The sequence below is a fragment of the Paenisporosarcina sp. NPDC076907 genome, from assembly GCF_050269735.1.
Taxonomy (GTDB): Bacteria; Bacillota; Bacilli; order Bacillales_A; family Planococcaceae; genus Paenisporosarcina.
Window position 1 is genome coordinate 160088 of the sequence record NZ_JBNNIX010000005.1, and the last position, 24007, is coordinate 184094.

At 39.5% G+C, this 24007-nt stretch carries 25 protein-coding genes and 1 riboswitch; of the genes, 11 read left to right on the forward strand and 14 right to left on the reverse strand.

The features are described 5' to 3' along the window. Positions 1–8: 8 nt before the first annotated feature. Positions 9–341 (forward strand): hypothetical protein, encoded by a 333-nt coding sequence (locus ACQKEV_RS15135; protein ID WP_427447173.1) that lies wholly within the window; start codon positions 9–11, stop codon positions 339–341. A gap of 126 nt (positions 342–467) precedes the next feature. Here the strand turns inward: ACQKEV_RS15135 and ACQKEV_RS15140 are convergent, their stop codons facing one another. Next, on the reverse strand, positions 468–1118 hold the full coding sequence (locus ACQKEV_RS15140; protein ID WP_427447171.1) for a LytTR family DNA-binding domain-containing protein: 651 nt from the start codon (positions 1116–1118) through the stop codon (positions 468–470). 79 nt (positions 1119–1197) lie between these two features. Between ACQKEV_RS15140 and ACQKEV_RS15145 the strand changes: the two genes are divergently transcribed. From ACQKEV_RS15145 to ACQKEV_RS15165, 5 genes are all read left to right on the forward strand, one after another. Further along, positions 1198–2094: a diacylglycerol/lipid kinase family protein gene (locus tag ACQKEV_RS15145; protein ID WP_427447170.1), complete on the forward strand. Its 897-nt coding sequence runs from the start codon at positions 1198–1200 to the stop codon at positions 2092–2094. A gap of 236 nt (positions 2095–2330) precedes the next feature. Beyond that, complete coding sequence (locus ACQKEV_RS15150) at positions 2331–3113, forward strand: helix-turn-helix transcriptional regulator (protein WP_427447168.1); 783 nt, start codon at positions 2331–2333, stop codon at positions 3111–3113. Positions 3114–3211: 98 nt separating this feature from the next. Beyond that, on the forward strand, positions 3212–3976 hold the full coding sequence (gene yidC / locus ACQKEV_RS15155) for a membrane protein insertase YidC (protein ID WP_427447167.1): 765 nt from the start codon (positions 3212–3214) through the stop codon (positions 3974–3976). 50 nt (positions 3977–4026) lie between these two features. After that, positions 4027–4272 carry a hypothetical protein gene (locus ACQKEV_RS15160; RefSeq protein ID WP_427447166.1) on the forward strand — a complete coding sequence of 82 codons (246 nt, stop codon included), beginning with the start codon at positions 4027–4029 and terminating at the stop codon, positions 4270–4272. A 65-nt stretch (positions 4273–4337) separates the two neighbouring features. Beyond that, positions 4338–4874, forward strand: a complete 537-nt coding sequence (locus ACQKEV_RS15165) for a superoxide dismutase family protein (RefSeq protein ID WP_427447165.1) — start codon at positions 4338–4340, stop codon at positions 4872–4874. Positions 4875–5095: 221 nt separating this feature from the next. Here ACQKEV_RS15165 and ACQKEV_RS15170 read toward each other — a convergent pair whose 3' ends face one another. After that, positions 5096–6253, reverse strand: a complete 1158-nt coding sequence (locus ACQKEV_RS15170) for a 3-phenylpropionate MFS transporter (RefSeq protein WP_427447163.1) — start codon at positions 6251–6253, stop codon at positions 5096–5098. A gap of 121 nt (positions 6254–6374) precedes the next feature. Here ACQKEV_RS15170 and ACQKEV_RS15175 point away from each other — a divergent pair, with 121 nt between their 5' ends. Then, positions 6375–7301, forward strand: a complete 927-nt coding sequence (locus ACQKEV_RS15175) for a D-alanyl-D-alanine carboxypeptidase family protein (RefSeq protein ID WP_427447162.1) — start codon at positions 6375–6377, stop codon at positions 7299–7301. Between the two features lie 155 nt (positions 7302–7456). After that, complete coding sequence (locus tag ACQKEV_RS15180) at positions 7457–8266, forward strand: LysM peptidoglycan-binding domain-containing protein (RefSeq protein ID WP_427447161.1); 810 nt, start codon at positions 7457–7459, stop codon at positions 8264–8266. A 209-nt stretch (positions 8267–8475) separates the two neighbouring features. On the opposite strand, the gene queF is transcribed toward ACQKEV_RS15180, so the two are convergent. The 5 genes from queF to cls form a co-directional block, all read right to left on the reverse strand. After that, positions 8476–8973: a preQ(1) synthase gene (gene queF, locus ACQKEV_RS15185; RefSeq protein WP_427447160.1), complete on the reverse strand. Its 498-nt coding sequence runs from the start codon at positions 8971–8973 to the stop codon at positions 8476–8478. A 16-nt stretch (positions 8974–8989) separates the two neighbouring features. Beyond that, positions 8990–9697 carry a 7-carboxy-7-deazaguanine synthase QueE gene (gene queE, locus ACQKEV_RS15190; RefSeq protein WP_427447158.1) on the reverse strand — a complete coding sequence of 236 codons (708 nt, stop codon included), beginning with the start codon at positions 9695–9697 and terminating at the stop codon, positions 8990–8992. Continuing rightward, positions 9694–10119, reverse strand: coding sequence for a 6-carboxytetrahydropterin synthase QueD (gene queD / locus ACQKEV_RS15195; protein WP_427447155.1), 426 nt, complete (start codon positions 10117–10119; stop codon positions 9694–9696). Before queD ends, queE begins: the two co-directional genes overlap by 4 nt. Next, on the reverse strand, positions 10116–10784 hold the full coding sequence (gene queC / locus ACQKEV_RS15200; protein ID WP_427447154.1) for a 7-cyano-7-deazaguanine synthase QueC: 669 nt from the start codon (positions 10782–10784) through the stop codon (positions 10116–10118). Before queC ends, queD begins: the two co-directional genes overlap by 4 nt. 170 nt (positions 10785–10954) lie before the next feature. Next, positions 10955–10998, reverse strand: a riboswitch (PreQ1 riboswitch). Between the two features lie 137 nt (positions 10999–11135). Then, the gene (gene cls / locus ACQKEV_RS15205; RefSeq protein WP_427447152.1) at positions 11136–12593 is read right to left on the reverse strand and encodes a cardiolipin synthase; all 1458 of its coding nucleotides are present in this window, start codon (positions 12591–12593) and stop codon (positions 11136–11138) included. Positions 12594–12748: 155 nt separating this feature from the next. On the opposite strand from cls, the gene ACQKEV_RS15210 reads away from it, so the two are divergent. Then, the gene (locus ACQKEV_RS15210; RefSeq protein ID WP_427447151.1) at positions 12749–14137 is read left to right on the forward strand and encodes an L-cystine transporter; all 1389 of its coding nucleotides are present in this window, start codon (positions 12749–12751) and stop codon (positions 14135–14137) included. Between the two features lie 329 nt (positions 14138–14466). On the opposite strand, the gene ACQKEV_RS15215 is transcribed toward ACQKEV_RS15210, so the two are convergent. Then, positions 14467–15723, reverse strand: coding sequence for a helix-turn-helix domain-containing protein (locus tag ACQKEV_RS15215; protein ID WP_427447149.1), 1257 nt, complete (start codon positions 15721–15723; stop codon positions 14467–14469). Positions 15724–15838: 115 nt separating this feature from the next. On the opposite strand from ACQKEV_RS15215, the gene ACQKEV_RS15220 reads away from it, so the two are divergent. Further along, the gene (locus ACQKEV_RS15220; RefSeq protein ID WP_427447147.1) at positions 15839–17143 is read left to right on the forward strand and encodes an MFS transporter; all 1305 of its coding nucleotides are present in this window, start codon (positions 15839–15841) and stop codon (positions 17141–17143) included. A gap of 18 nt (positions 17144–17161) precedes the next feature. Here ACQKEV_RS15220 and ACQKEV_RS15225 read toward each other — a convergent pair whose 3' ends face one another. From ACQKEV_RS15225 to ACQKEV_RS15245, 5 genes are all read right to left on the reverse strand, one after another. Further along, complete coding sequence (locus ACQKEV_RS15225; RefSeq protein WP_427447146.1) at positions 17162–18337, reverse strand: MFS transporter; 1176 nt, start codon at positions 18335–18337, stop codon at positions 17162–17164. Between the two features lie 177 nt (positions 18338–18514). After that, on the reverse strand, positions 18515–20929 hold the full coding sequence (locus tag ACQKEV_RS15230; RefSeq protein ID WP_427447144.1) for a heavy metal translocating P-type ATPase: 2415 nt from the start codon (positions 20927–20929) through the stop codon (positions 18515–18517). An 83-nt stretch (positions 20930–21012) separates the two neighbouring features. Continuing rightward, positions 21013–21225, reverse strand: a complete 213-nt coding sequence (gene copZ / locus ACQKEV_RS15235) for a copper chaperone CopZ (protein ID WP_427447142.1) — start codon at positions 21223–21225, stop codon at positions 21013–21015. A 15-nt stretch (positions 21226–21240) separates the two neighbouring features. Next, complete coding sequence (locus ACQKEV_RS15240) at positions 21241–21579, reverse strand: metal-sensitive transcriptional regulator (protein WP_427447140.1); 339 nt, start codon at positions 21577–21579, stop codon at positions 21241–21243. Positions 21580–21683: 104 nt separating this feature from the next. Further along, positions 21684–22097 carry a CBS domain-containing protein gene (locus ACQKEV_RS15245; protein ID WP_427447138.1) on the reverse strand — a complete coding sequence of 138 codons (414 nt, stop codon included), beginning with the start codon at positions 22095–22097 and terminating at the stop codon, positions 21684–21686. A 197-nt stretch (positions 22098–22294) separates the two neighbouring features. Here ACQKEV_RS15245 and ACQKEV_RS15250 point away from each other — a divergent pair, with 197 nt between their 5' ends. After that, positions 22295–22432, forward strand: a complete 138-nt coding sequence (locus ACQKEV_RS15250; RefSeq protein ID WP_269925812.1) for an Lmo0850 family protein — start codon at positions 22295–22297, stop codon at positions 22430–22432. A 244-nt stretch (positions 22433–22676) separates the two neighbouring features. Here the strand turns inward: ACQKEV_RS15250 and ACQKEV_RS15255 are convergent, their stop codons facing one another. Continuing rightward, complete coding sequence (locus tag ACQKEV_RS15255) at positions 22677–23864, reverse strand: FtsW/RodA/SpoVE family cell cycle protein (RefSeq protein WP_427447135.1); 1188 nt, start codon at positions 23862–23864, stop codon at positions 22677–22679. Positions 23865–24007 lie beyond the last annotated feature (143 nt).

Here is a 24007-nt window from a genome sequence, read left to right on the forward strand (position 1 = left end):
TGATGACAATGGCAAGAGGAAATAATCGTTCACTACTGCTAGCTGGACTGGCAGCAGGTGCATATGCGTACTTTAGTAATCCGGAAAATCGTGAAAAAGCACTGGTTGCTTTCAATAATACAAAAACAAAAGTGAATTCGTATTTGGAATCACAAAAATTGAATAAAACGGATATGACCAAAGTAGGTCACTCAGAACCTCATGATATTGAAGACAATAAAATGTTAGATGAAGGTGCTATTACAAGTGTTCAATATTTCAATCAAGAAGTTCAGGATAACAAGAAAAAAACAGATTCAACTTCAGCAACTGAAGATAAATTAGATAGTAAAAATCTGTAAAAAGAAGGCTACGCTTCATGCGAGCGTAACCTTCTTTTTTTTATGAATGCCTCTAGGGACAAAAGTATTATGTGGGGGCTTATTTTGAGTAATATGTCGTTCCAACGAATGTTGAACGGACTTTTATTAAAATCCGAGTGATCGACGGAAATAACTTGCATACCGCTGACTGACTGGAATTCTCGTTCCATCCGTCATTTCCAATAAAAAAGTAGAATGGGAATCAGGTTGGATTTCTTTAATAAATGCAATGTTGACTATGTATGAACGGTGACATCTGATAAAAGTTTCCGATGAAAGAAATAATTCCAGTTCGCTTAAATTTAAGCGGTGATATCCTTCTTTAACTTCCGTTTTAACAAACGTTTTTCTTAGCTGGGTTTCCAAAAATATGACTTGTTCATGCTTAATTGGATACCAATTCTCTTCCGTTTTAATCGTCATATATTGACTTAAAAAAGGAGAGGGCTGATGGGGGAGAATAGCAGTGACAGCACCCTTGGTTTTACCTTCTTCAATAATGGGGATACTCATTCCATAATAGGAGACGCCAAAAATATCCGGATCAATAAACTCGTTTACTTTTTGTCCATATATGAGAGCTTTGTGTGTGGCAGTTCCTTCTTTTATCGAATCACCTGGTAGTATTTTTAAATCAATTCTTTTACTTGGTTGATAATACACATATTCACGTGTATTGGATATCGCAATGGATGCTTGCTCTGGAAAAAACTCTTGAATAACTTCCATGATTTCATTAATTGTTTTTGTGTCCATTGACTGCACCTCATTTTTACCGAACTTCTATTTTTACTATTTTACCATATAAAGCAAGAATACAAAGGAGGCATTTTCCTTGAAAAAAGCCATGTTTATTTTAAATCCCTCATCTGGTAAAGAGTTAGCAGGAACATATAAAGAACAAACAATTGAAACCTTACAAGAAATGGGATATGAGGTTCATGTCAAGGAAACGCAAGGGGAAGGCGATGCGACGGACTTTGCTCGACAAGCCTGTATGGAAAAATATCATCTTGTAACAGCTATGGGTGGGGATGGCACAATAAATGAGGCAGTAAATGGGTTGGCAGAGCAAGAACATCGACCACTTTTTTCATTCATTCCTTTAGGGACAGTAAACGATTTTGCCAGAGCACTCGGAATTCCTTTGAATCCAGCCGAGGCAATTGAAGCCTTGAAAACAGCCGAACCACGTTTTGCAGATATTGCAAAAGCCCAAAATAAATTCTTTATGAATATCTTGGCAGTAGGAAGAATAGCTGAAAACGTTTCGCACGTATCAATTGAACAAAAAACAAAATTAGGGGCACTCGCTTACTTGATTGAAGGCGTGAAGGCTTTAACATCTGACGAAGAAACAGAAGTATCAGTTGAACATGATCATGGTACATGGAAAGGAAATGCGGTCATCGTTCTGGCTGCACTCACCAATTCTGTAGGTGGTTTTGAAAAACTTGCACCCAAAGCAGAAACAGATGATGGTCTATTACATGTGTTTATTGTGAAAAGTGCAGGAATCCCTGCTTTCCTTCGCATGGCTTCCGCTATATTACGTGGCAAGTTAGAAAAAGATCCGGACGTCATTGTCATTAAAACTAAGAAAGCAAGGATTGAAACTACTCCTGAATTGAGTTGCAATTTAGATGGGGATGAAGGATGTACAACCCCTATAGACGTTAAAATCCTAGAAAGACATATCGAATTACTAGTTCCAATTAATGAAATTGTATAAGACAAGTTCGTGAGATTAATTGTATAAATTTGCTAAATCAATAATATACAAAAACGTCATTTGCGAAATTCGAAGAAGTTTGTCATATATTCGTGAGAAAATACCTAATATTTCAGATTAATTTTTTTCATGAAGAAATTAATAAACCTATTTTCATAAAAGAATTTTCATTATATAGTTAACTAATAATGGTGAAATACGCCCTTGCGTATTGTAACGAAAGATGGTGAGTTTTTATGCAGCAAAAACAATTAAGTGGCAGTGAAACAATAGCTGAAAAATATATGAGTGAAATTGAGATATCCTCTCAGTTCGAAGGAATAGAAGATTTCTTTGAATTAGAAGCAAAACTTTTGTATGAAATTCACCATTTGGAAACGGAACAGGCAAAGAAAACCTTGCATCTCATTATTGATCGGATATCACTGAGAGCCGGGAAGCAGACGATTCGTGGAGTGAAAAATTATTTCAGTGTACTGTCATCCATAATGGCGAGAAAATTGTATGAAAACCAAGTACCTTCGAAAAAGGCTTTTGCTTTTAATGCAGCATGTATCGATATGATTGATCTTCATATGAATGATGCATCATTTCTGCAATTTGCAGATGATTTAATTGATTTTTTTGTGTCCGTTATTTCCGAAAGAAAACAACCGACATTCAGCCATCAAACAGTTAATAAAGTCATTTTATTCATTAATGATGAAGTGGAGTCTGAGCTATCGGTAGAGGATATAGCTAAACACTTCCAGGTAAGCACGAGCCATTTATCCCGAATTTTCCGGGAACATGTAGGAATTACACTGGTAGAATATCTAAATGTAAGACGTGTGGAGGAGTCTCAATACTATTTGAGACATACAAACAAAAGTATTTCAGCGATTTCAAAGCAATATCATTTTTGCAACCAAAGTTATTTCACCCGCATATTTAAGAAGTATACAGAAGTAACACCAAAACAATTCCGTGATCAAAAAGAGCATGAGTATTTTCGTTTTTCATTACCGACAACCGTTTAAAGAGTCGCTGACAACGACTCTTTTTTCTATGGATTTGAAAAGTAGTAGTCATATAAGGTATACTTTTCTATAGTTTAAAAGATGAAGGTGTGAACCTAGTGAAGAAAAAAATTGGATTACTAACTATGCTTGTAATGGCTGCTGTTCTTTTAAGTGGGTGTTCAGGTGTTGAAAACAAAGAAGGGTACTTCTACAGTATATTTGTAAAACCCTTCGACTTTTTACTTAATTTCTTTGGGGATTTATTCAACGGAAGTTTCGGCTTGGCAATTATTGCAATCACAATTTTAATACGACTTGTTTTAATGCCTTTAATGCTTCGTAACTATAAAACTCAACAAGGCATGAAAGTCAAAATGGATGCAATGAAGCCTGAAATGGACGAAATCCAAAAGAAAATTAAAGCATCTAAAGATAAAGAAGAGCAAATGAAGTTGCAACAAGAGATGATGGGCCTTTACCGTAAGCATAATGTAAATCCATTGAACATGGGTTGCTTGCCGATGTTGGTACAAATGCCAATCATTATGGGACTTTATTTTGCGATCCTGCATTCTCCAGATGTAAAGAGTCATCAATTCCTATGGTATAGTCTCGGCTCGCCGGACATTATCATGACTTTGATTGCAGGTGCCGTATACTTCCTACAAGCGAAAGTGTCTCTATGGACAGTTCCGGAACAACAAAAACAACAAATGAAAATGTTTGTGTATATTTCGCCAATCATGATTATGTTCGTTTCATTTACATCGATGTCGGCATTGCCTCTTTACTGGACTGTTGGTGGTTTACTATTAATATTCCAAACTTATCTAGGACGCAAGTTTTATTCGAACCATCCTGAAAAAGCATTAGAAGAATAACAAGTAAAAGTCGGTGCATGGAGCACCGACTTTTTTTAGGAGTGACAGATATGAAACGTAATTGGGTTGCGGGATTGTTAATAACTGCGGTAAGTATTGCTGCTTTAGTTTTTATTATGAATGGAAATTTATATGTATCTGTATTGTTTATGACTGCATTGTTTGCCTTAACGAATGGATTTAGAGCTGCCAGTTTTAAAGAAAAAGGATTTGAGCGGGAATCGAAATGGATGAAAGGAATGTCTATTTTCTTTTCAATCGCATTTATTATCATTTTAGGAGTAATTATTTTTTAAATGTATAATTGCCTAATTTAAAGCCATCATGCTAATGAGAAGTCATTTGCATGGAGGTTTTTTTTATGAAAAAATGGATAATTGGATGTGCGGCGATCCTTGTTACTGGATGTAGCCAACAAAATGTTTCGATACCCGTTAGTGGTGTGATTGAACATTCGCTTGCTACCACGATAGTAGATGCCACTGGTAAAGGAATAGGCACTGCAGAGTTAACCGAAACTGAAGTTGGGGTTAGAATTCATGTGTTGCTGAAAGGGATGACTCCAGGAGTAAAAGCGATTCACTTTCATGAAGTAGGAAAATGTGATATCCCGAAATTTACAACTGCAGGTAGTCACGTAAATCCCACGAATAAACAGCATGGTTTCGATAATCCAAAAGGCTATCATTCCGGTGATCTTCCTAATTTGACAGTAGGCGAAAATGGCGAAGTGGATTTAGAAATTACTTCTCCGCATGTGACACTGGAAAAAGGAAAGTCCAATTCATTACTTGATGAAGATGGAAGTGCATTGGTGATCCATGAAAAAGCCGACGATTATAAGACGGATCCTTCTGGGAACTCTGGTGATCGGATTGCTTGTGGAGTCCTCAAATAAAAAACGTTCGTAACCATTAACGGTTACGAACGTTTTTCTGTTTTTTGTCTTTGTTTCTATCTTCTTTACGATTTTCTAAGAGTTCATCCAATTGTTGCATTAATTGTAGCACGTCGAATTTTGAGATTCGTGACATGTAGACACACACTCCCGTCTCGATTTTGATACTATATGATTCGTATCACAAGATAGTTTTTTGTCCGTCGAATGAAAAAAAGTTTTTAATATGAGTATTTTTTTCTAGTAAGCAGGACAATCACAATGGATGGAATAGAACATAACGTCATTCCTAAGAAAGCGACTCCTGGATCAACTTCATATAAATAACCGCCTGCCAACGTCAATACAGCCGTACTTAAACTAAAGGCAAATGCTGCATACATTCCTTGAGCCGCAGGGATATCACTTGGAGATAGTCTCCTTGAAATATACTGGATAAAGGCATAATGCGCCACACCAAAAGAAGCAGCGTGAAACAACTGTGAGATATTAAAAACCCAGACGTTAGGGAAAAGAAAGATCAAGACCCAACGAATGGTGGATCCAATCCCAGCAATCAAAAACATGGTAGACACTTTGGTATTGGCGAAGAGTTTGTCAGCTCTAGTAAAAAATAAAATTTCCAGAATAACCGCGACATTTAAAACGAACCCGATATATAAACTGTTCACTCCAAGATCTTGTAAATAGATATAACCAAAGTTGTAATAGGAAGCATGAGCTCCTTGGAGTAATATCGCCAAAATTAATACAGTTACAAAAGGTTTAGAAGTAAGTAGCCTTTTGAAATTGGATTTTTTGTCTTCTCCATCAATTGTCTTGTGGTTCACGGTGATGGACACAGGAGCCGGACGAGTATGGGATATCCACATAAATGCAAGGCCAGTCAACATAACCCATAGAATAGCCTGTTCCGACCATATAGCCACAACTGCTCCGACAAGTAGGAGACCTACCGTATAGCCAATTGAACCAAAGGATCGGCTTTTTCCGTAATGTACTCGGTCATTTTGAATTAATACCGATGCGCTACTTTCCATCGCAGGAAGCAAATTGGGATATACAAAATTAAAAGCAATGGTAATCAGTAGTAATGGCACGAATGTATTGGCGGGAATATACAATGCCATGATCAACAAAGACAAAAATGCCGTCCACACCATCACTAAACGAAGAGAGAAAATTTTCGTGGCAGCAGGAAATAACGCAAAGGTAGATACGGCACGAGCGAGCATACCTGCACCCATAATTAGACTTGCATGAGAAACGGAAAGTCCTTTTTCAGTGATTAACCAGCCTGTCCAAAAGGGGAGGAATACGCCCCAAGTAAAAAAGAAGGCAAAGAAATTAGTAGATAACCATTTTTGCGAATTTATCATAAATGAAACCTCTTATCTATTTCGATTGTCTAATGTATTATAGCGAAAAAATATTGATGGGTGTCATCTACAAACAAATTAATGGTAAAATAAATGTAAGTAAAATGAAAGAAGGCTTCTCATGCAATCTCCAAAATACCGTTTTAATCAAAATGATAAAAAGAAATGGCCAATCATCCTTGCTGTTATTGTAGGTAGCTTGTTATTACTTACACCGGTGGTTTGGATAGGATTACACAATTGGAATCTGGATAATAGTTTATCAGCATTAAATTTCGAACGAAAAATAGATGAATCCGCACACAATGCTCCTGAAACTTCAGATAGCACTGTAACAACAGTGGATGAAGGCGGTGAAGATCCAACGCAACCGCAGAAACCAGAAACACCAAAAGAACAGTTGCCTCCAAAGGAACAGGAAAAGACTGAAACCCCACTCAAAACACCAGATGAGCCTAAGGAAAGCCCAACACCACCTGTAGAAAAACCAGCAAACGATGAATATATACCGAATCAAAAATATCCAACAATCCCGACAATTATAGAAGGATTAATTATTGCAAACAAACACCACCCTTTACCGAGTGACTATAATAAAGGCGAAGATCCAAAAGCACGTGAAGCATTCAATCAGATGGCGGCTGCCGCAAAACTTGATGGCTTTGAGCTTGTAGCGTTCAGCACGTTCCGTCCTTTTGAACGCCAACAGGCTTTATACAATCAATATGTTGAAAAAGATGGACAACAAGCTGCAGATCAGTACAGTGCGCGTCCCGGGTACTCTGAACATCAGACTGGTTTAGCGTTTGATATTGGAGAGAAAAACTTTGAACAGCACTGGGCTTCCGTCACTTTTGGAAATACACCAGCTGGCCAATGGGTTGCAAATAATGCACATAAGTATGGATTTATTCTTCGTTATCCTTTAGGAAAAGAAGCGATAACAGGCTATATGCACGAGTCGTGGCATTTCCGTTACGTAGGAGTAGAACCTGCTACGGACATGTTTACACACAACCAGACGCTCGAAGAGTATTTAGATTTTTAAAAGTTCATAAAGCTAAACAAAAAAGAAGAGGACACATTCCTCTTCTTTTTTTTATGGAAGTTATGATAGGTTGCTTTCTCGGTCGTTAGTTGAAAGCACTTTTTTTGGAACCACATTAACCGGGAATGTATAAGATGGACTAAAAGGAGTCTTTCATGGCTGTTAGTGAAATTACTCAATACGTCTATACCGTTCAACCTGGAGATACTTTGTACAACATTGCCAATCGTTTTGACAGTACAGTCCCGGCAATTGAACATGCCAATGCCTTGTACCCGCCTTTCACAGATCCAGGATTGATTTTTCCGGGACAATTACTCATCATTCCAGGAGGAAGATTCGGTTTTCAATATGAAGTGTATGAGGTAGTTTCTCCTAGCGACACTTTGTTTTCTATAGCTCAACGTTTTTCTGTGTCAACTGATCTTTTATTTGGCATTAACTCACAGATAGCGAACTCAAATTTTATTTATGCAAACCAAGTGATTTGGGTACCCGCTTTCGTTTTTGAAGTATCAACTGGAGACTCATTATCGCGAATTTCGAGTCAAACTGGGGTTTCTTTGGATGCAATCATTAGAGCGAATCAACGTCGGGCGGGCTTTTCACCTAATGTGTTGTATCTCGGCTATCGCTTGCTTATGCCGTTACCTGCGTCTCGCAATATTGTAGTCCTACGTCCATTGCCAGGCGATATTCTTCAATCAGGTAGCTTAATTCAAGGAATGGCGAGGGCTTTTGAAGCAAATGTCCTTTACAGCATATTGGACACACAAGGAAATGTGGTTTCAAAGGAGAAAAGCATAACAGCAAGGGCAGCCGGACCGGAATATGCGGAGTTCTCCACAAATGTTCAATTCGACTTTAAGCCAGCTACCCCTACAGGTGAATTAAGAGTCTATACACGAAGTGCCGATGATGGAAGCATTCAAGATTTGGTGAGCGTAAAGGTTCGGTTTGAATAACATTCGTGCTAGCCGATAGTGTCCTTCTTTCGAGTTTTGGAGCAACTTTTCGAAAAAGGGATCAACTTTCACTGATTTTGGAGCAACTTTTCAAATTTGAGAGCAACTTTCGCGATTTGGGAGCAATTAACCAATTACCTTACCTCACACAGAGTATGTGTAAATAAAAAAGACACTCAAATTTCTGAGTGTCTTTTCATATTCTTATATTAACGATTATCAATCGTTTCTGGATACATATCGTGATTCATCATACGATGGGTAGCCATCTCTTCGTATTTCGTACCAGGTTTTCCGTAGTTCGTATAAGGGTCGATGCTGATACCGCCTCGAGGAGTGAATTTGCCCCAAACTTCAATATAGCGCGGGTCCATCAGTTCAACCAAGTCGTTCAGAATGATGTTCATACAATCTTCATGGAAATCTCCATGATTTCTAAAGCTGAATAAATATAATTTAAGTGACTTACTTTCGACCATTTTAATATCGGGAATATAACTGATATAAATCGTAGCGAAGTCAGGCTGGCTCGTAATTGGACATAAAGAAGTGAACTCAGGGCAATTGAATTTCACGAAATAGTCTCGATATGGATGTTTGTTATCGAATGATTCTAAAACACCTGGATTATAGGAAAAATCATATTGTACATTTTGATTACCTAATAAATTGATTCCTTGTAAGTCTTCTTTTTGACGACCATGCATCTTTGCTTCCTCCTTGTTAGACACCGCGTTTATTTCCCCAAACCAATGCGTGTAATTGGGGCAACACTTTTGCGTCGTTCATAATGGTTGATTTCATGGCACGATCAATCAGCCATTCAAATCGAGTTAATAAAGTCGAAACCAAGGCTTGGTCATCGACGGTAAATACATCATCATTTCCGACCTGCAAGTAAAAAGGCACTGCCGGATAACGCATGTGCATCATTTCTGCGTAATTGAAGTCTTCTTCATTAAAAACGACAACTTTCAGACTGATATGCGAGTCTTTTAGATTCATCATGAATGTATCAAGCTTGTTGAAATCAGTTACCATTAGCGAGCTTGGTGGTTTTGGTGAAATTGTGACATCATCAATCGCTGTCAGCCAGTCTTGCCAAAATGATCCTTGCGTTTCAATGGCTACTTTCCATCCTTGTCCGTGACATAGGTTGATAAATTCCCCCAACCCTTTGTGAAGAGCGGGATTCCCTCCTGAAATCGTGACATGGGAAAAAGCGTCCCCACCAATTTCTTTGAGTGATGCAATGATTTCTTCTGGTTTCATCGCTGTGCTTTTCCCGGTACCATCCCAAGTGAATTTGGAGTCACACCATGAACACGAATAATCACATCCGCCAGTACGGACAAACATCGTCTTTTGTCCGATGACCATTCCTTCACCTTGTATAGTCGGTCCGAATATTTCCATTACAGGTATTTTCATAGCAGATCCTCCGCTTTTGGACGATAAACTACATAGCTGGTAGGAGTTTCACGCACCACTACTTGAATACATTTAGGTTGGTGCGATAAAGTATTCAATTTTTGTTGAATGGTCGACCAAATTGTTTCAGCTACTTGTTCGGTCGTCGGGTTTTTCAGTTTGAATTCTGGATGATCGTTCAGAACCGTATGATCATATTTTTTATGAATGAGATTCTTGATTACTTTGAAATCAATGAGGAAACCCATCTCATCCAACTCGTCACCAGCAATGGTGATGTTGATAAAGTACGTATGACCGTGCATATATTGACAGTTGCCTGCGTCATCATGTGGAATGAAATGCGCTGCAGACAAATGCATATCTTTATTTAATTCAAAACGGTAAGTATGAGGTGTTTGTGGATAAAATTGCTGAATCACTGGGCTGCACTTCCTTGTTTTTCTTCAAGATAAGTCGTTAACCCATTTTTACGCAACACACATGAAGGACATTCACCACAGCCATCGCCACGGACTCCTTCATAACAAGTAAGCGTTTTGGTGCGGACGAAATCCAATGCACCTAAGTCATCTGCAAGTTTCCAAGTTTCGGCTTTGTTTAACCACATTAATGGCGTTTGGAATTCAAGTGAAGTATCCATGGCCAGGTTAATGGAAACGTTAAGTGCTTTTACAAATACATCACGGCAATCCGGATATCCGCTGAAATCAGTCTCACAAACGCCTGTAATAATATGACGTGCTCCGATTGATTGAGCATAAACGGCTGCAAATGAAAGGAATAAATGATTTCTTCCAGGAACGAATGTTGATGGTAATTCACCATCAGCTGCGTCAGTCACTGCAATATCGCTTCTTGTTAATGCATTTGCCGATAACTGGTTGATCAATGTCATATCCAGTACTTTAAATGGAACGTTTAGTTCCTTGGCAATTTCTTCAGCACATTTTATTTCTTCAATATGCCTTTGACCGTAGTCGAATGTGACGGTATACACTTCTTCATACTGTGTTAATGCCCACAGTAGACATGTCGTACTGTCCTGGCCGCCACTGAAGACGACAACTGCTTTTTCTTGTTTCATTGCTCATTTCTCCTTTTGAAGAATGAGTATTCGACATCTCTATTTAGGTGATTCAGTTTTAAAAATCACAAATTAATATGAAAATGGCACACTCCAATCGAATCGGGGTATGCATCATGAACTGAGTTGATGCTAATAAAGCACAAAAAATGTGATTGTCAGCAACAGTTTTCACCTTAGTTTTTTATAGAGGGAGTTTGCGAACCTCTTCCTATTTTGTTACATCGTACATAATAGCACAGAACGGATGGAGTGCATACATTTGCTTCATCTGGTAACGGCAATAGAAGCCATGAAAAAAGCATGAAGTCGAATATCGTCTTCATGCCGGTTTGCGCAATAAATTGAGTATTAGAGAATCGGTGATAGAAGTCTTGAGACGGATTCTTTCATTTTAATTAAACGTGTCCGCGACTCGTAGAGTTCCCACGTTAATTCTCGAGACAATAACATATCCTGCTCAAACAGCTCAGCCAATTGATGGGATGTATTCCGATCATAAATAAAGGCATTTACTTCAAAGTTCAATTTAAAGCTGCGGACATCTATATTAGCAGTGCCGACCGTGGATGCTTCATCATCAACTACAATCATCTTGGTGTGTAGGAATCCATTATCGTAAATATATACTTTTGCCCCTGCTTTAATAAGATTTCCTACATAAGAGTAAGTCGCCCAGTAAACAAACATGTGGTCAGGTTTATTTGGAATCATGATTCGAACATCTATTCCTGAAAGACAAGCGATGCGAAGTGAATCCATAAAACTCGCATCGGGAATAAAATAAGGTGTTTGAATATAAATGTATTTCTTGGCCATCGTAATTAATTTCAAATATCCATTTTTGATTTGTTCCCACTCTGAATCAGGTCCACTTGAAACAATTTGTAAGCCGACGGAGCCTTTTAACGGAATGGCTGGGAAATAACGATCGGAATATTCAATATTCTCAACCTTAGAAGCTGCCTGGTTCCAATCCAAAATAAATCTAGTTTGTAAAGGATGAAGGGCGCTGCCTTCTATGCGTAAATGTGTATCGCGCCAGTAGCCAAATTTTCGATCCAAACCTAAATACTCGTCACCGACGTTAAATCCACCGATATATCCTACGCGGCCATCAATGACTACGATTTTACGATGATTACGGTAGTTTAGTCGCGGATTTACAAGCGGCATAATTGAAGGGAAAAATGCTTCCACTTCGCCCCCTAAATCCATAAGCTCTTTGAAGTGTTTTTTACGCACTCCGCGAGAACCCATATCATCAAACAACAAGCGTACTTTCACACCTTGCTTTGCTTTTCGAATTAGCACATCGTAGATGCGTCTGCCCAGTCCATCCAATCTGAAAATGTAGTATTGGATATGAATATGGTCTTTTGCATGCTCAAGGTCTTCCAACAGTGCAGTAAACTTTACATTTCCATCATTGTAGATCGTCAGGGCATTGTCCTGGGTCAATACAGCATGGTTATTTCGTAAATGCATATAAATCATGTCTTGATAATCTTGTGAATCGTCAAGGCGAAATTCAAAAGTTCCATCTTCAATAGCATCAATTTGATAATCTATTAAGTTATCAATCCCGATTTTACTGCGGCCTTCCCATCGGAATAAGTGCTTTTTACGTAATTGTCTACCTAACATCAAATAAAGAAGGAATCCAAGGATGGGAATGAAAAATAAGACCATCAACCATGCCCAAGTTGAAGAGGCATCACGGCGCTCAAGGAAAATTAACACAATGGCAAGAAAAATATTAAGTATGATAATGGCAGAAACGCCGACGCTGAGCAAATTGGCAGCCATATAGTCCCTCCTAAAAAAACTGATTTGGTCATATTTAAGTATAGCTTAAAGTAACATAAGAAAGAAGGGAGTGAAAAATCGGACAGTTCATTGAATATTTCTCGACTCCGTGAAGCTTTTGGAAACTGGTGATTTTATTATGAGCAGGGGGGATCATGTTGGATAATTTATTTATCTTGGTCAATGTCGCCGTATTGCTACTTCTTATCGGACTTCTTATTTATATGGGACGGAAGCACATTTCATTTTCGAAAAGGGTATTCACTGGACTTGGCTTAGGGATTGTTTACGGTCTGGTATTACACTATGTGTATGGAACAGAATCGGAAATATTAAGTGATTCAGTTCAATGGTTCAATTTAGTAGGAAATGGTTATGTCAAATTGCTTCAAATGATTGTTATGCCATTGGTGTTCATTTCAATTCTTTCCGCTTTTACAAAGCTGACAATTGGAAAGAATTTCGGCAAAATGACGGGCCTTATTTTAAGTTTATTGATTGGTACTACAGCAGTGGCTGCCGCAGTCGGAATTCTTTCCGCGGTCGTATTCGATTTGGATGCATCACAAATTGTGAGCGGGGACGCTGAAACAGAGCGTGGGGAATACCTTGAAATGCGTACGACAGAAGTGGCTGATCGGACATTGCCACAACAAATTGTTGACTTATTACCAGGTAACCCTTTCCTTGATTTCACTGGCGCAAGACCAACATCGACAATTGCAGTGGTCATTTTTGCTGCATTCCTAGGGTTCGCTTATCTAGGTCTCGCTCGAAAAGAAGAGGAACAAGCGGTTGCCATTAAAAAAGCCGTAGATGCAGTGTATGCATGGATCATGCGTGTTGTGAAAATCATTCTGCGTTTAACTCCATACGGCATTTTGGCCATTATGGCACGTACTGTTGCCACATCTAATTTTGACGCAATTTATAATCTAGGTAAATTTGTCATCGCTTCATACGTCGCATTGATTATTATGTTTGCCATTCATTTATTAATCGTTTCACTTTCTGGATTAAACCCGATCACTTATGTGAAAAAAGCAGCTGAACCATTATTGTTTGCTTTCACTTCACGATCAAGTGCAGGTACTTTACCACTGACAATCAATGCTCAAACCACACGTTTAGGTGTTCCTGCAGGAATCGCGAATTTCGCAGGTTCATTCGGGTTAACAATCGGACAAAATGGTTGTGCAGGTGTTTATCCTGCGATGCTTGCTGTCATGATTGCGCCTACTGTAGGACAAAATCCACTTGAGCCAATGTTCCTGTTAACTTTGATTGCAGTTGTAGCCGTCAGCTCGTTCGGAGTGGCAGGTGTTGGTGGTGGTGCCACGTTTGCGGCTATCCTAGTATTATCCGCTTTGGATTTGCCGATTGCATTGGCGGGATTATTGATTTCTGTGGAACCTTTGATTGATATGGGGCGTACAGCTTTGAATGTAAGTGGGGCGATGGTTTCTGGTGTAACGACTGCCCGCGTTACAGGTGAACTGGACAGCAACATGTACAATGAAGCAATTGATAACCAAACAGTTTAAGAATTAAATATTCTCTAAGAACGGGGATACTCCATTAGTGTAAAACACTTTTGGGGGTATCCCTGTTTTTCTTGTAAATATTTTCCTTGTAAATAGTAAGAAAATTAATTAAAATTTCTTTAATATGACAGAACTTCCAGCTCTTTGATACGTCTTATATTTTGTAGATGAGATTTTTTAACATCAACAGTATCTAAATGGCAAAATTAAAACGGACTCCATAAAGAAAATACATATCTAATGGTTCTAAAAAATTATGAGCTCGTTGGAAACTAAAAGTTCCGTCGAAAATTGATTACCTTGTCAATGCGATATGAAAAGCAGTGAACTCACAAGGAGTCACTGCTTTTTACCAAGTCGTTATACGTATGGAGAATAAACGTTTTATAGGGTGTTTCAGGTAAAGGAAGAATCAAGTCATGACCAATCTTGGCTTCGTTGACCGCTTTTTCTTTATCGCCAAGTTTGGCGTAACATTTCGCGCGGTAAGCATGGACTTCATAACTCATTGATAAATCGAGAGGGTGATGGGCATATTCAGGCACTTTATATTGGTTTAGTAGCGTCAGCGCTTCATTAACTTGACCCAGTCCGAATAATGCTTTTCCTTTCTCTAGTAGGTAGTGGTTGTTACCTTCATGATCCGTTTTATCCTTGTACATTTCTTTTCCAAGTTCAAGAAAGCGTTCGATATGGGTCAGCGCTTTATCGTACTCATGCGCATAGGAATTGTAGTAATGTGCTTCCAGCAATTCTGCTATGGCTGTGGAAAAAAGATTTTCTGCGAACTCGCCGTATTGTCTAACCTTGCGGAGATAGTATTCACGGTCCTCATCATTTCCGTTAATAATGGCCTGTGCTCCAGCCAATCGATACAGATCGTCGATGCGGTAAAAAATTCGTTCTTCTTTTGAGTAAGATAAGGCTTCATTCATTTTTAATTGGGATTCTTCATATTTGCCAACTGCCGAATATAAAATGGACTCAATGTACATGTAGTCAAGGGTGGTCACGGCATCCAGTTTGATGGCAGGAGAATCAAAACGGGCATGCTCTTTCAAAATAATCGCCAAGGCTTCTTCGTAAGCATGTTCTTTGAACTTAATTAACCCTTTAAACATTGCCAGCGATGCCCACTGATTGTATAGATGTAATTGTTCATACAGTTTCATCGCCTGGTTGTAATACGACTCCCAATCTTCACGTTTTAAATGATAGCCGCATTTACTGTAAATCTCGAGTATACGTGCGGATTCGTAGCTAGTTGATAATTTATCGACAACCGGCTGTACGAGGTTAATGATTTGCTGGTGTTCATCCTGTAAATCTGCGTAATCCACTTTATATAATTTTTCAACTTGCGCCAACAAACTTCTTTTTTCTGTCTGACTGACATCTTCCATCAATTCGGACGATTCAATTCCAAGTCTTCCTGCAATATAAGATAAGCTCTCCATGGAAGGCTGGGCTTTGCCGTTTTCAATGAGACTTAGCATGCCTTTTGTCAGCTGATCTCCAGCCAAAGCTTCCAGTGTGAGCTTTTGTTGTTTGCGTAATTTTCTAATGCGTAAACCAAGTGTATCCATAACAATCTCTCCGTTTCTAATTAGTTTAATTATATTAAACTTTTTGTTGCAAGGGAAGTGATTTCATGCTATTATTTGTTTAATTAAATTAAACTTTCGAAAAGAGGTATTAACCATGGAAGAATCCATGAAGTTAAAAAAAGCAACCCAACACCTTTGGACCTTCACAATTAGTAAATTGATTTCGACGTTTGGTGTCAGTGTTTTTACTTTTGGGATTAGTTTTTATATTTTATCTCAAACAGGTTCTGCAACTAGCTTTGCCTTAGTGCTAATCTGTAGCATACTTCCAAGAGTGCTTGTTGCGCCGTTTGCTGGTTATGTAGCGGATAAATATCCGAAAAAGACCATTATCATTGTTGCTCAAATATGTAGTGTGCTGGCAGTAGGTGGTTTGCTGACAATCAGTATAACGGTAGGTCTTTCGCTAATTGCTATTTACATTACGGAAATTATTTTATCAATTACGTCGTTATTCTCAGGTGTCACATTCAGTTCTTCTATTGCAAATTTAGTAGATGATGCACGCATCCAGAAAGCCATGTCTTTCAACCAAATGTCCATTTCTATCGCATCAATAGGAGGTCCAGCGGTGGGTGGTCTATTGTTTGGACTGGTATCGATGCAAATGTTTTTAATTATTCACATGATTAGTTATATCATTGCGGTCATTCTTGAATCGACGATGGATTTCAAGCTGTACTCGAAGAAAGCGGCTGAGATTGTAGAAGAGAAAAAAGAGACGATGCTTCAAAATATGAAAGCTGGCATCACGTACTTAAAGCAGCATCGGGTACTTTCGGTAATCGTATGGGTTGCGCTCGTAATCAATTTCTTTTTCGGTGCATTTACGGTTGGTTATTCTTTTATCCTCGTAGAAGAACTGAAGGTCCAGTCTGCTCATTTCGGGATAACAGAAGGAGCACTTTCGATCGGGATGCTTGTAACTTCCATTTACTTATCTGCCCGTAAAGACATTAAGTTTCCGCTTGTTGTTTCCAAAAGAGGAATTCTAATCATGGGACTTCTGATGGCTGCCGCCACTCTGCCTTTGCTTGTAACCCTTTCCTATTATGGCATTGTCAGTTTCTATTTCATTCTCATGTTCTCATTCGGAGTGGCGATGATTTTTGTTAACACACCAATTGGCGTCATGATGCAAAAACAAATTGCGGAAGAATATAGAGGGCGGGTATTCGGGCTGCTAGAAACAATGGCGATGTCATTGATGCCACTCGCAATGGTCCTTTTCGGTTTCCTGTTCGATATCGTACCTGCACAATATGTATTGTTGGCTTCAAGTGCCATTATGTTGGCGGCCGTTTTATACATGCTCCGTCCATCTGTCATGAAACAGGCACATCCTGAACTTGAGGAAAAGATTGTTCCTGAGCCGATAAAAGCAGTATCGACCCAATAAAGAAATCCAGCCCCTCATTTATGAGGAGGCTGGATTTTCATTTTTCAATGACTTATTGGAGTTGCGGAACAAGAGTATTAATGTGATGGATACCAGGGCAAGGATAGCTGATAGAACATAAACGTGATCTGGTTGAACGGTAAAAATCCATGTAAAGAGTAGAGGACCAATGATACGCCCCATATTATCCATAGAATACGTCATGCCAGCTGCTGTACCGTACATCCCGCCGGACTCTTTAGTCGTCAGAGAAACTAACACCGTTCGAGCGAGGGCGTTTCCAGCTGTAAAGACACTGAGTGCAAAACCAGCCCACAGCAGACTACCTGTAAACAGCAATAATACTAATCCGATAGCCGTCACTACCTGGGCAGCCATGATCCATTTTGTTTCCTGACCGTTTTTCACTCGGCGAACGACTCCACCTTGTATAACTGCATCCACTAAACCACTCGCCATGAATAAATAGCCTAATTGCAAAGGAGTAATGGATATTTTATTGATCTGGAATAACTGGAATGTTGCTTCAAGACCGGCAAGCAGGAAAGTCACCATAAATGAAAACAGGAACAGATAGCGAATGCGATTCTCCCAAAGCTTGTTCGCGCCTTTTGGCACAATGGCTCTTTTTCTTGCTTCACCTCTGGACGTTGGTTCTTTTAAAATCAGACCTGCATACACCATCAAAGCAAGAATTAATAAAGCGGAAGCAAAAAACGGAAGCTGTAGCGTAATGCCGCCAAGTACCCCGCCGATTGCCGGACCGAAAATGAAACCAAGTCCAATTGACATGCCAAGCAAACCCATATATTTATTGCGTTCTTCTTCAGTCGTCATATCCGCAACAAATCCCGTAACCGCCGTATACAATGCACCGGAGAAGATTCCGCCGACGATTCGTGATACATACAGCATCGGAAGTTGCTCAATAAACAGAGCGAAAATCAAAAAACTCATACTGAAACCGAATAGGCCAATCAGGATTAATTTTTTTCTTCCAGTTCGATCCGAAAGTGAACCCCAAAGAGGAGCTGTAAAGAAAGAAGCTAATGCATAAATCGTCAATAAACCACCAACGTGAACTTCACTGTAACCTTGTTCCAATATTACTTCAGGTAAAATTGGAATGATGATTCCAAAACCTAAATAAACAAAAAATTGCACAGACATCAATAACAAAATGGCTTTCTTCATTTCAAAAGAACCCGCTTTCTAAACTCAATACGTATAGTCCATTTTACTCGCAAATCATCCTTCAAACAACAAGGGGCTAAAAGAAAAGTGGAAAGCCTCCGCCCGGAACGGAAATCAACAATATTGTTTAACAGAGCCTTTAAATAAAAAACCCGCAGATATCATCTGCGGGAGAGATTATAACTTGGCACGCTGTAGACGTAGGGCATTCAATACAACAGAAACGGAACTGAACGCCATGGCTGCTCCTGCAACCCATGGTGCCAATAAGCCCGATGCAGCGATTGGTATTCCGATGGAGTTGTAAGCTAATGCCCAGAATAAATTTTGTTTGATGTTTCGGACTGTTAATTGACTCATATGCAATGTGTCAGGCACACGCAGTAAATCGCCATGCATTAATGTGACGTCTGCTGCTTCCATTGCGACTGCCGTTCCCGTGCCCATGGCAATTCCGATATCAGCAACCGCAAGAGCGGGGGCATCATTTATGCCGTCGCCTACCATGGCAACTTTGCGACCTTCTTTTTGTAGAGAAGTAATGACTTCCGCCTTTCTCGTCGGAAATACACCTGCAACAACGTGCTCAATTCCAACTTGTTTGGCAATCGCCTGTGCGGTAGTTTCCTGATCACCCGTTAACATCACGACGTGAATGCCCATTTGTTGTAACTTGTGAATCGCTTCTTTTGATGTATCTTTTACTTGATCGGCAATGGCTATCGTAGCGACATGCACACCATCAACCGCCATGAACATGACCGTTTTGCCTTCTTGTTCCAGTGAAGAAGCTTGTTCCAGACCTGTATCTAGCTGGATATTCCGGTCATGTAAAAGTTTGCGGGTCCCAATGACAAGTACTTTGGAATCAACTGTACTTTCAATGCCATGCCCGGGAATAGCATTAAAGGAAGAACTCTTATGCAATGCAACCTTCATTTCCTCGCCGAAAGAGGTAATCGCATGTGCAACCGGATGTTCGGAATTACTTTCTGCAGCAGCAGCTAATAGGATGAGTGTATGTCGATCCTGGTGATCCGCAACAATAAACTCCGTTACTGCCGGTTTCCCTTTGGTTATGGTTCCGGTTTTATCGAACACAATCGTATTGATAGACTTTGTGTTTTCCATCGCTTCAGCCGTCTTGAATAATATACCGAGTTCGGCAGAGCGACCGGAACCCGCCATAATCGAAGTGGGAGTTGCCAATCCAAGCGCACAAGGGCAGGCGATGACCAGTACGGCAATCGTACTTTCCAAAGCGGCGGCAAAGTTACCGACGTCCACGATAAAATACCAAACTGCGAATGTCAGCAAAGCAAGACCTACAACGATCGGTACAAAAATACCGGAAATCCGGTCCGCCAATCTTTGTATCGGAGCTTTCGATCCCTGGGCTTCTTCAACAACACGGATAATAGAAGAAAGAACGGTTTCTTTCCCGATTTTTGCAGCTGTAATGCGCAGGGCTCCATTCGCATTAATTGTTGCAGCGAACACTTCATCATTTGGTGATTTTTCAACCGGCAAGCTTTCACCGGTCAACATGGATTCATCCACAGCAGACGCGCCGGATAGCACGACACCGTCAACAGGAATGGATGCGCCTGGCTTAATTAATAAAATATCGCCTTTTTGAACAGATTCAATCGCGATTTCCCGTGTTTGGCCATTTTCTTCAATTAATGCCATAGCCGGTTGAAGGTTCATTAATTTCTTTATGGCATCCGAAGAATGCCCTTTTGCACGCGCTTCAAATACTTTCCCAAGTAAAATGAGTGTAATCAGTACCGCACTTGTTTCAAAGTACAATCCGAGCATATGAGATTCCCCATGTTGCAAGCTCTCAAATACGAGATAAACACTGTAAAAGTAAGCTGCAGAAGTACCAAGGGCAACTAAAACATCCATATTGGCACTCTTATTGCGAAGAGCGAAGTATGTACCTTTATAAAATATCCAGCCAATCCAGAATTGAACAGGTGTTGCTAATGCCCATTGAACAAAAGGATTCATTAAAATGTCTGGTACATACAATGCTGAAGTAAATGAAAAATGCCCTAACATTGTCCATAAAAGGGGAAGAGACAAAATGGCTGAAATCCAGAACAAACGGGTTTTCTTTTGAATGTCTGCTTTCTTGTAATCAATGGCTTCGGATTTTTCATCATCTTTAAATGTTGCATCATACCCTAAGTCTTGAATTTTCTTCACAATGTCTTGAGGGTTGGTTTGATTTGGATTAAACGTGATTTTTCCAGTTTCAAGCGCTAAATTAATGGCTGCTTCGTTAACTCCAGGCAGGCGATTCAATCCCTTTTCAATACGGGTTGAACAGGCTGCACATGTCATTCCCTGAATTCTGAGGTCGACCTGCTCGTTGATTACGTCATAACCAAGTGAACGGACTTTGTCAGCTAGTTGATTCGATTGAAGCAATTTTGAATCGTATGTGATATGTGCTTTTTCAGTTGCAAAATTGACGGTTGCGGAAGAAACACCTTCCATTTTCTGAAGCCCTTTTTCAACACGATTGGCACAGGCGGCACAAGTCATGCCAGTAATCGATATATCTTGTTGAGTATCAGTCATACTGAAACCTCCTTCTGCATACCGTTATGGGGTATGTTAATGATTGAAAAAAAAACTGCGAATCTCGCAGTCTTCATTAATTTCTATTTAGTGATTGTATAGCCTTGCTCTTCAATCGTGTTTGTAATCTGCTCAACTTCAACTACATCTTTGTTAAATTCAACATCTACAGTGCCATTTTCTAAATGTACTTGTACGTTATCAACACCAGAAATTTCTGTAACACTGCTTTCGATTGCTTTAACACAATGTCCGCATGACATTCCTTCTACTTTTAAAGTAACGTGATCTACCATTGATATTCCTCCTTGTTATTTACGCATTAGTTTTTGAACCGTTGTCAATAACTCATCTAGCACATCATCTTCTCCAGCAGCCAGTCGTTCTTTCACACAGCCTTTTAAATGACCGTCCAGAAGAACTTTTGCAACACTGTTCAAGGCTGACTGAGTTGCTGATAATTGGGTAATAATATCATCACAATACACGTCTTTATCAACCATGCCTTTAATACCTCGTATTTGTCCTTCAATACGGTTTAGCCGGGTGGTTAAATCTTTTTTTATGGAATCTGGATGATGACTTTTTCGACAAGTCGTTGGTTCTAGAGGTTCTTCAAGTGGTGAAGCATCTGTTGTATAAGTGGTCATGGTTTTTCACCTCCAGATTTTCTTTAGTATAAAGTACGGTTGGGGGGTATGTAAAGGAAAGGGAATTAAAAATCCCCAAACTTGGAAAAAGTTTGGGGTGTCGTTTAAAGATGTCTTGGCTCCGAAATTTCATGAAGAGCTTGAGAAGCTTCGTGTGCTGTTTCACTAGGTACAGATAAGTCTGCTATTGCTACGAAGCCAACAAGTTGATCATTTTTAATGACTGGCAGTCGTCGGATTCGGTGTTGTGCCATGATTTCAGCCGCTTCCTGAGATGTGGATTCAGGACCTACGGAAATCACTTCATCCGACATGACATCTTTAACATGACGTTTCCCATTTTTTGCAACAGACCGGGTAACGATATCGCGGTCAGTAATCATCCCGATTACACGTGAACCTTCAACTACCGGCATACATCCGATATCCAAAGCACGCATGCTTTGTGCAATTTCCGATATTAAATCGGTAGGTGTACATGTCACAATATCGCGTGACATTATATCTTTAATTTTCACAAGAACGCCTCCTTTTAATAATGGTTAGTATGATTTACAAAGGACTAAAATATGTAACAAAATTGAAAGATTTAAAAGTGGGTAAACGTGGTATGATAAGTGTATTAAATAAAAAAATCAAATTTTAAGGCAATTTTCTTGAAACTTTTAGTCAATGCAGGCGTTCCTAAACTAGAGGAAAGATAGAGGTGGATTGGATGACGAAAGAAGTTGATTTGCGAACAATCGTTTCGAACCTGTCAAAATTGGGTGTCACTGTAACGCTGACCAAATCTCGTCTCGAAATGTTAAAAGCACTCGCAGCACCAACTCAGACTCCACAATCTCAAGGCTGAATCGACAACTTAGACCATACATTCAAAACACCTACTATAGAGTAGGTGTTTTTTTATGCGTATTTTTTGCTGAGATTAGAAAGGAATTGGTGAATTGCTCCCAAATCGTGAAAGTTGATCCCAAATTTGAAAAGTTGCTCCAAAACCAGTGAAAGTTGCTCCAAATTCCCGAAAGTTGCTCCAAACACACAATCCACCCAAATATACAAAAAAGGATTACGCAATAACTGCGTAATCCTTTTCATTATTCATCCTCGGAAGAACCAAACATATACGTGCGATGATGGAATTTCATACTGAAAACCAGTCCAAGTGCCAGCATATTCCCCATTAACGAACTACCACCGTAACTGATGAAAGGTAGCGGAATCCCCGTTATTGGCAATAGCTGAATCGTCATCCCGATATTTTGGAAGACGTGGAACGTAATCATGGCAATAATCCCGGCACATACATACGTACTAAATGGATCTTTTAATTGCAAAGTGATTTTGGTCAAATGGTAAATGAGTAAGAAGAACAGACTGACAACAATACTGGCGCCAATGAATCCGTACTCTTCACCGATTACCGTGAAAATAAAGTCAGTATGATTTTCAGGCACGTAAACTTCGCGACCTTGAAAACCTTTTCCCGTAATTTCCCCGGAACCAATAGCCGTCATGGCATTAATCAAGTTATAGCCTTCGGATGTGGCGTAAGAATACGGATCAAGCCATGAATAAACACGACCAAACTGATAAGGCTTAAAGCCGAATTTATCCGAAAGAAAATCTTGCATGAAAACAGCCATCCAGAGCAAAGAACCTCCGAGTAAAGCGGTTCCCGCAAATATCGGGACAATCAATTTCCATGTAACACCACCGACGATAACCATTGCTGCGGTGATGGCAAGAAAGACTAGAGAAGTACCAAGGTCAGGCTGTTGCATGATGAAAAGTAATGGAACGAGTGCGGTCAATACGATTTTCCCTAGTAGTAGAAGATCTGTTTTCATCGTTTTCACTACATTTATTTCATGATGCTTACTGATCATGCGTGCCATCGTCAATATAAAGAACGTTTTCATAAATTCAGACGGCTGAATGCTACCGATGCCCGGTAAATGGAACCAACTTTTCGCTCCTCCGCGCATTTCGGCGATTTGACCTTCGCCACCTGGAGCTAGAACTAAAGCAATCAAAATGACAATACCAGTACCATACAGAACCCATGCCATCTTTTTATATTGCTCGGGTTCAAAAAACATAGTGAATCCTATTATCGTCGCTCCTACAATGTACCAAAATGCTTGTCTTGGGATAAAGTTAATCGGGTATTGACCCGATGTTTGTGCAGATGAAATTGCAAATAAGCTTACAATGAATAGCAGTAATAATATAAAAGCCAGCGTCCAGTCAAAACGGTCGGCAAATCCTTTGTTATTTTCCATAGTTGTCACCTAAATTTCTAATTTAAAGTTATAACTTATCAATTATAACGTAAATCACATACAAATGCTTGTGCAGTAAGTACTGACGAAGAACATCTTAAAATGTTTCCTTCTTCACAAAGGGAGATTATAATGAAAGGAGG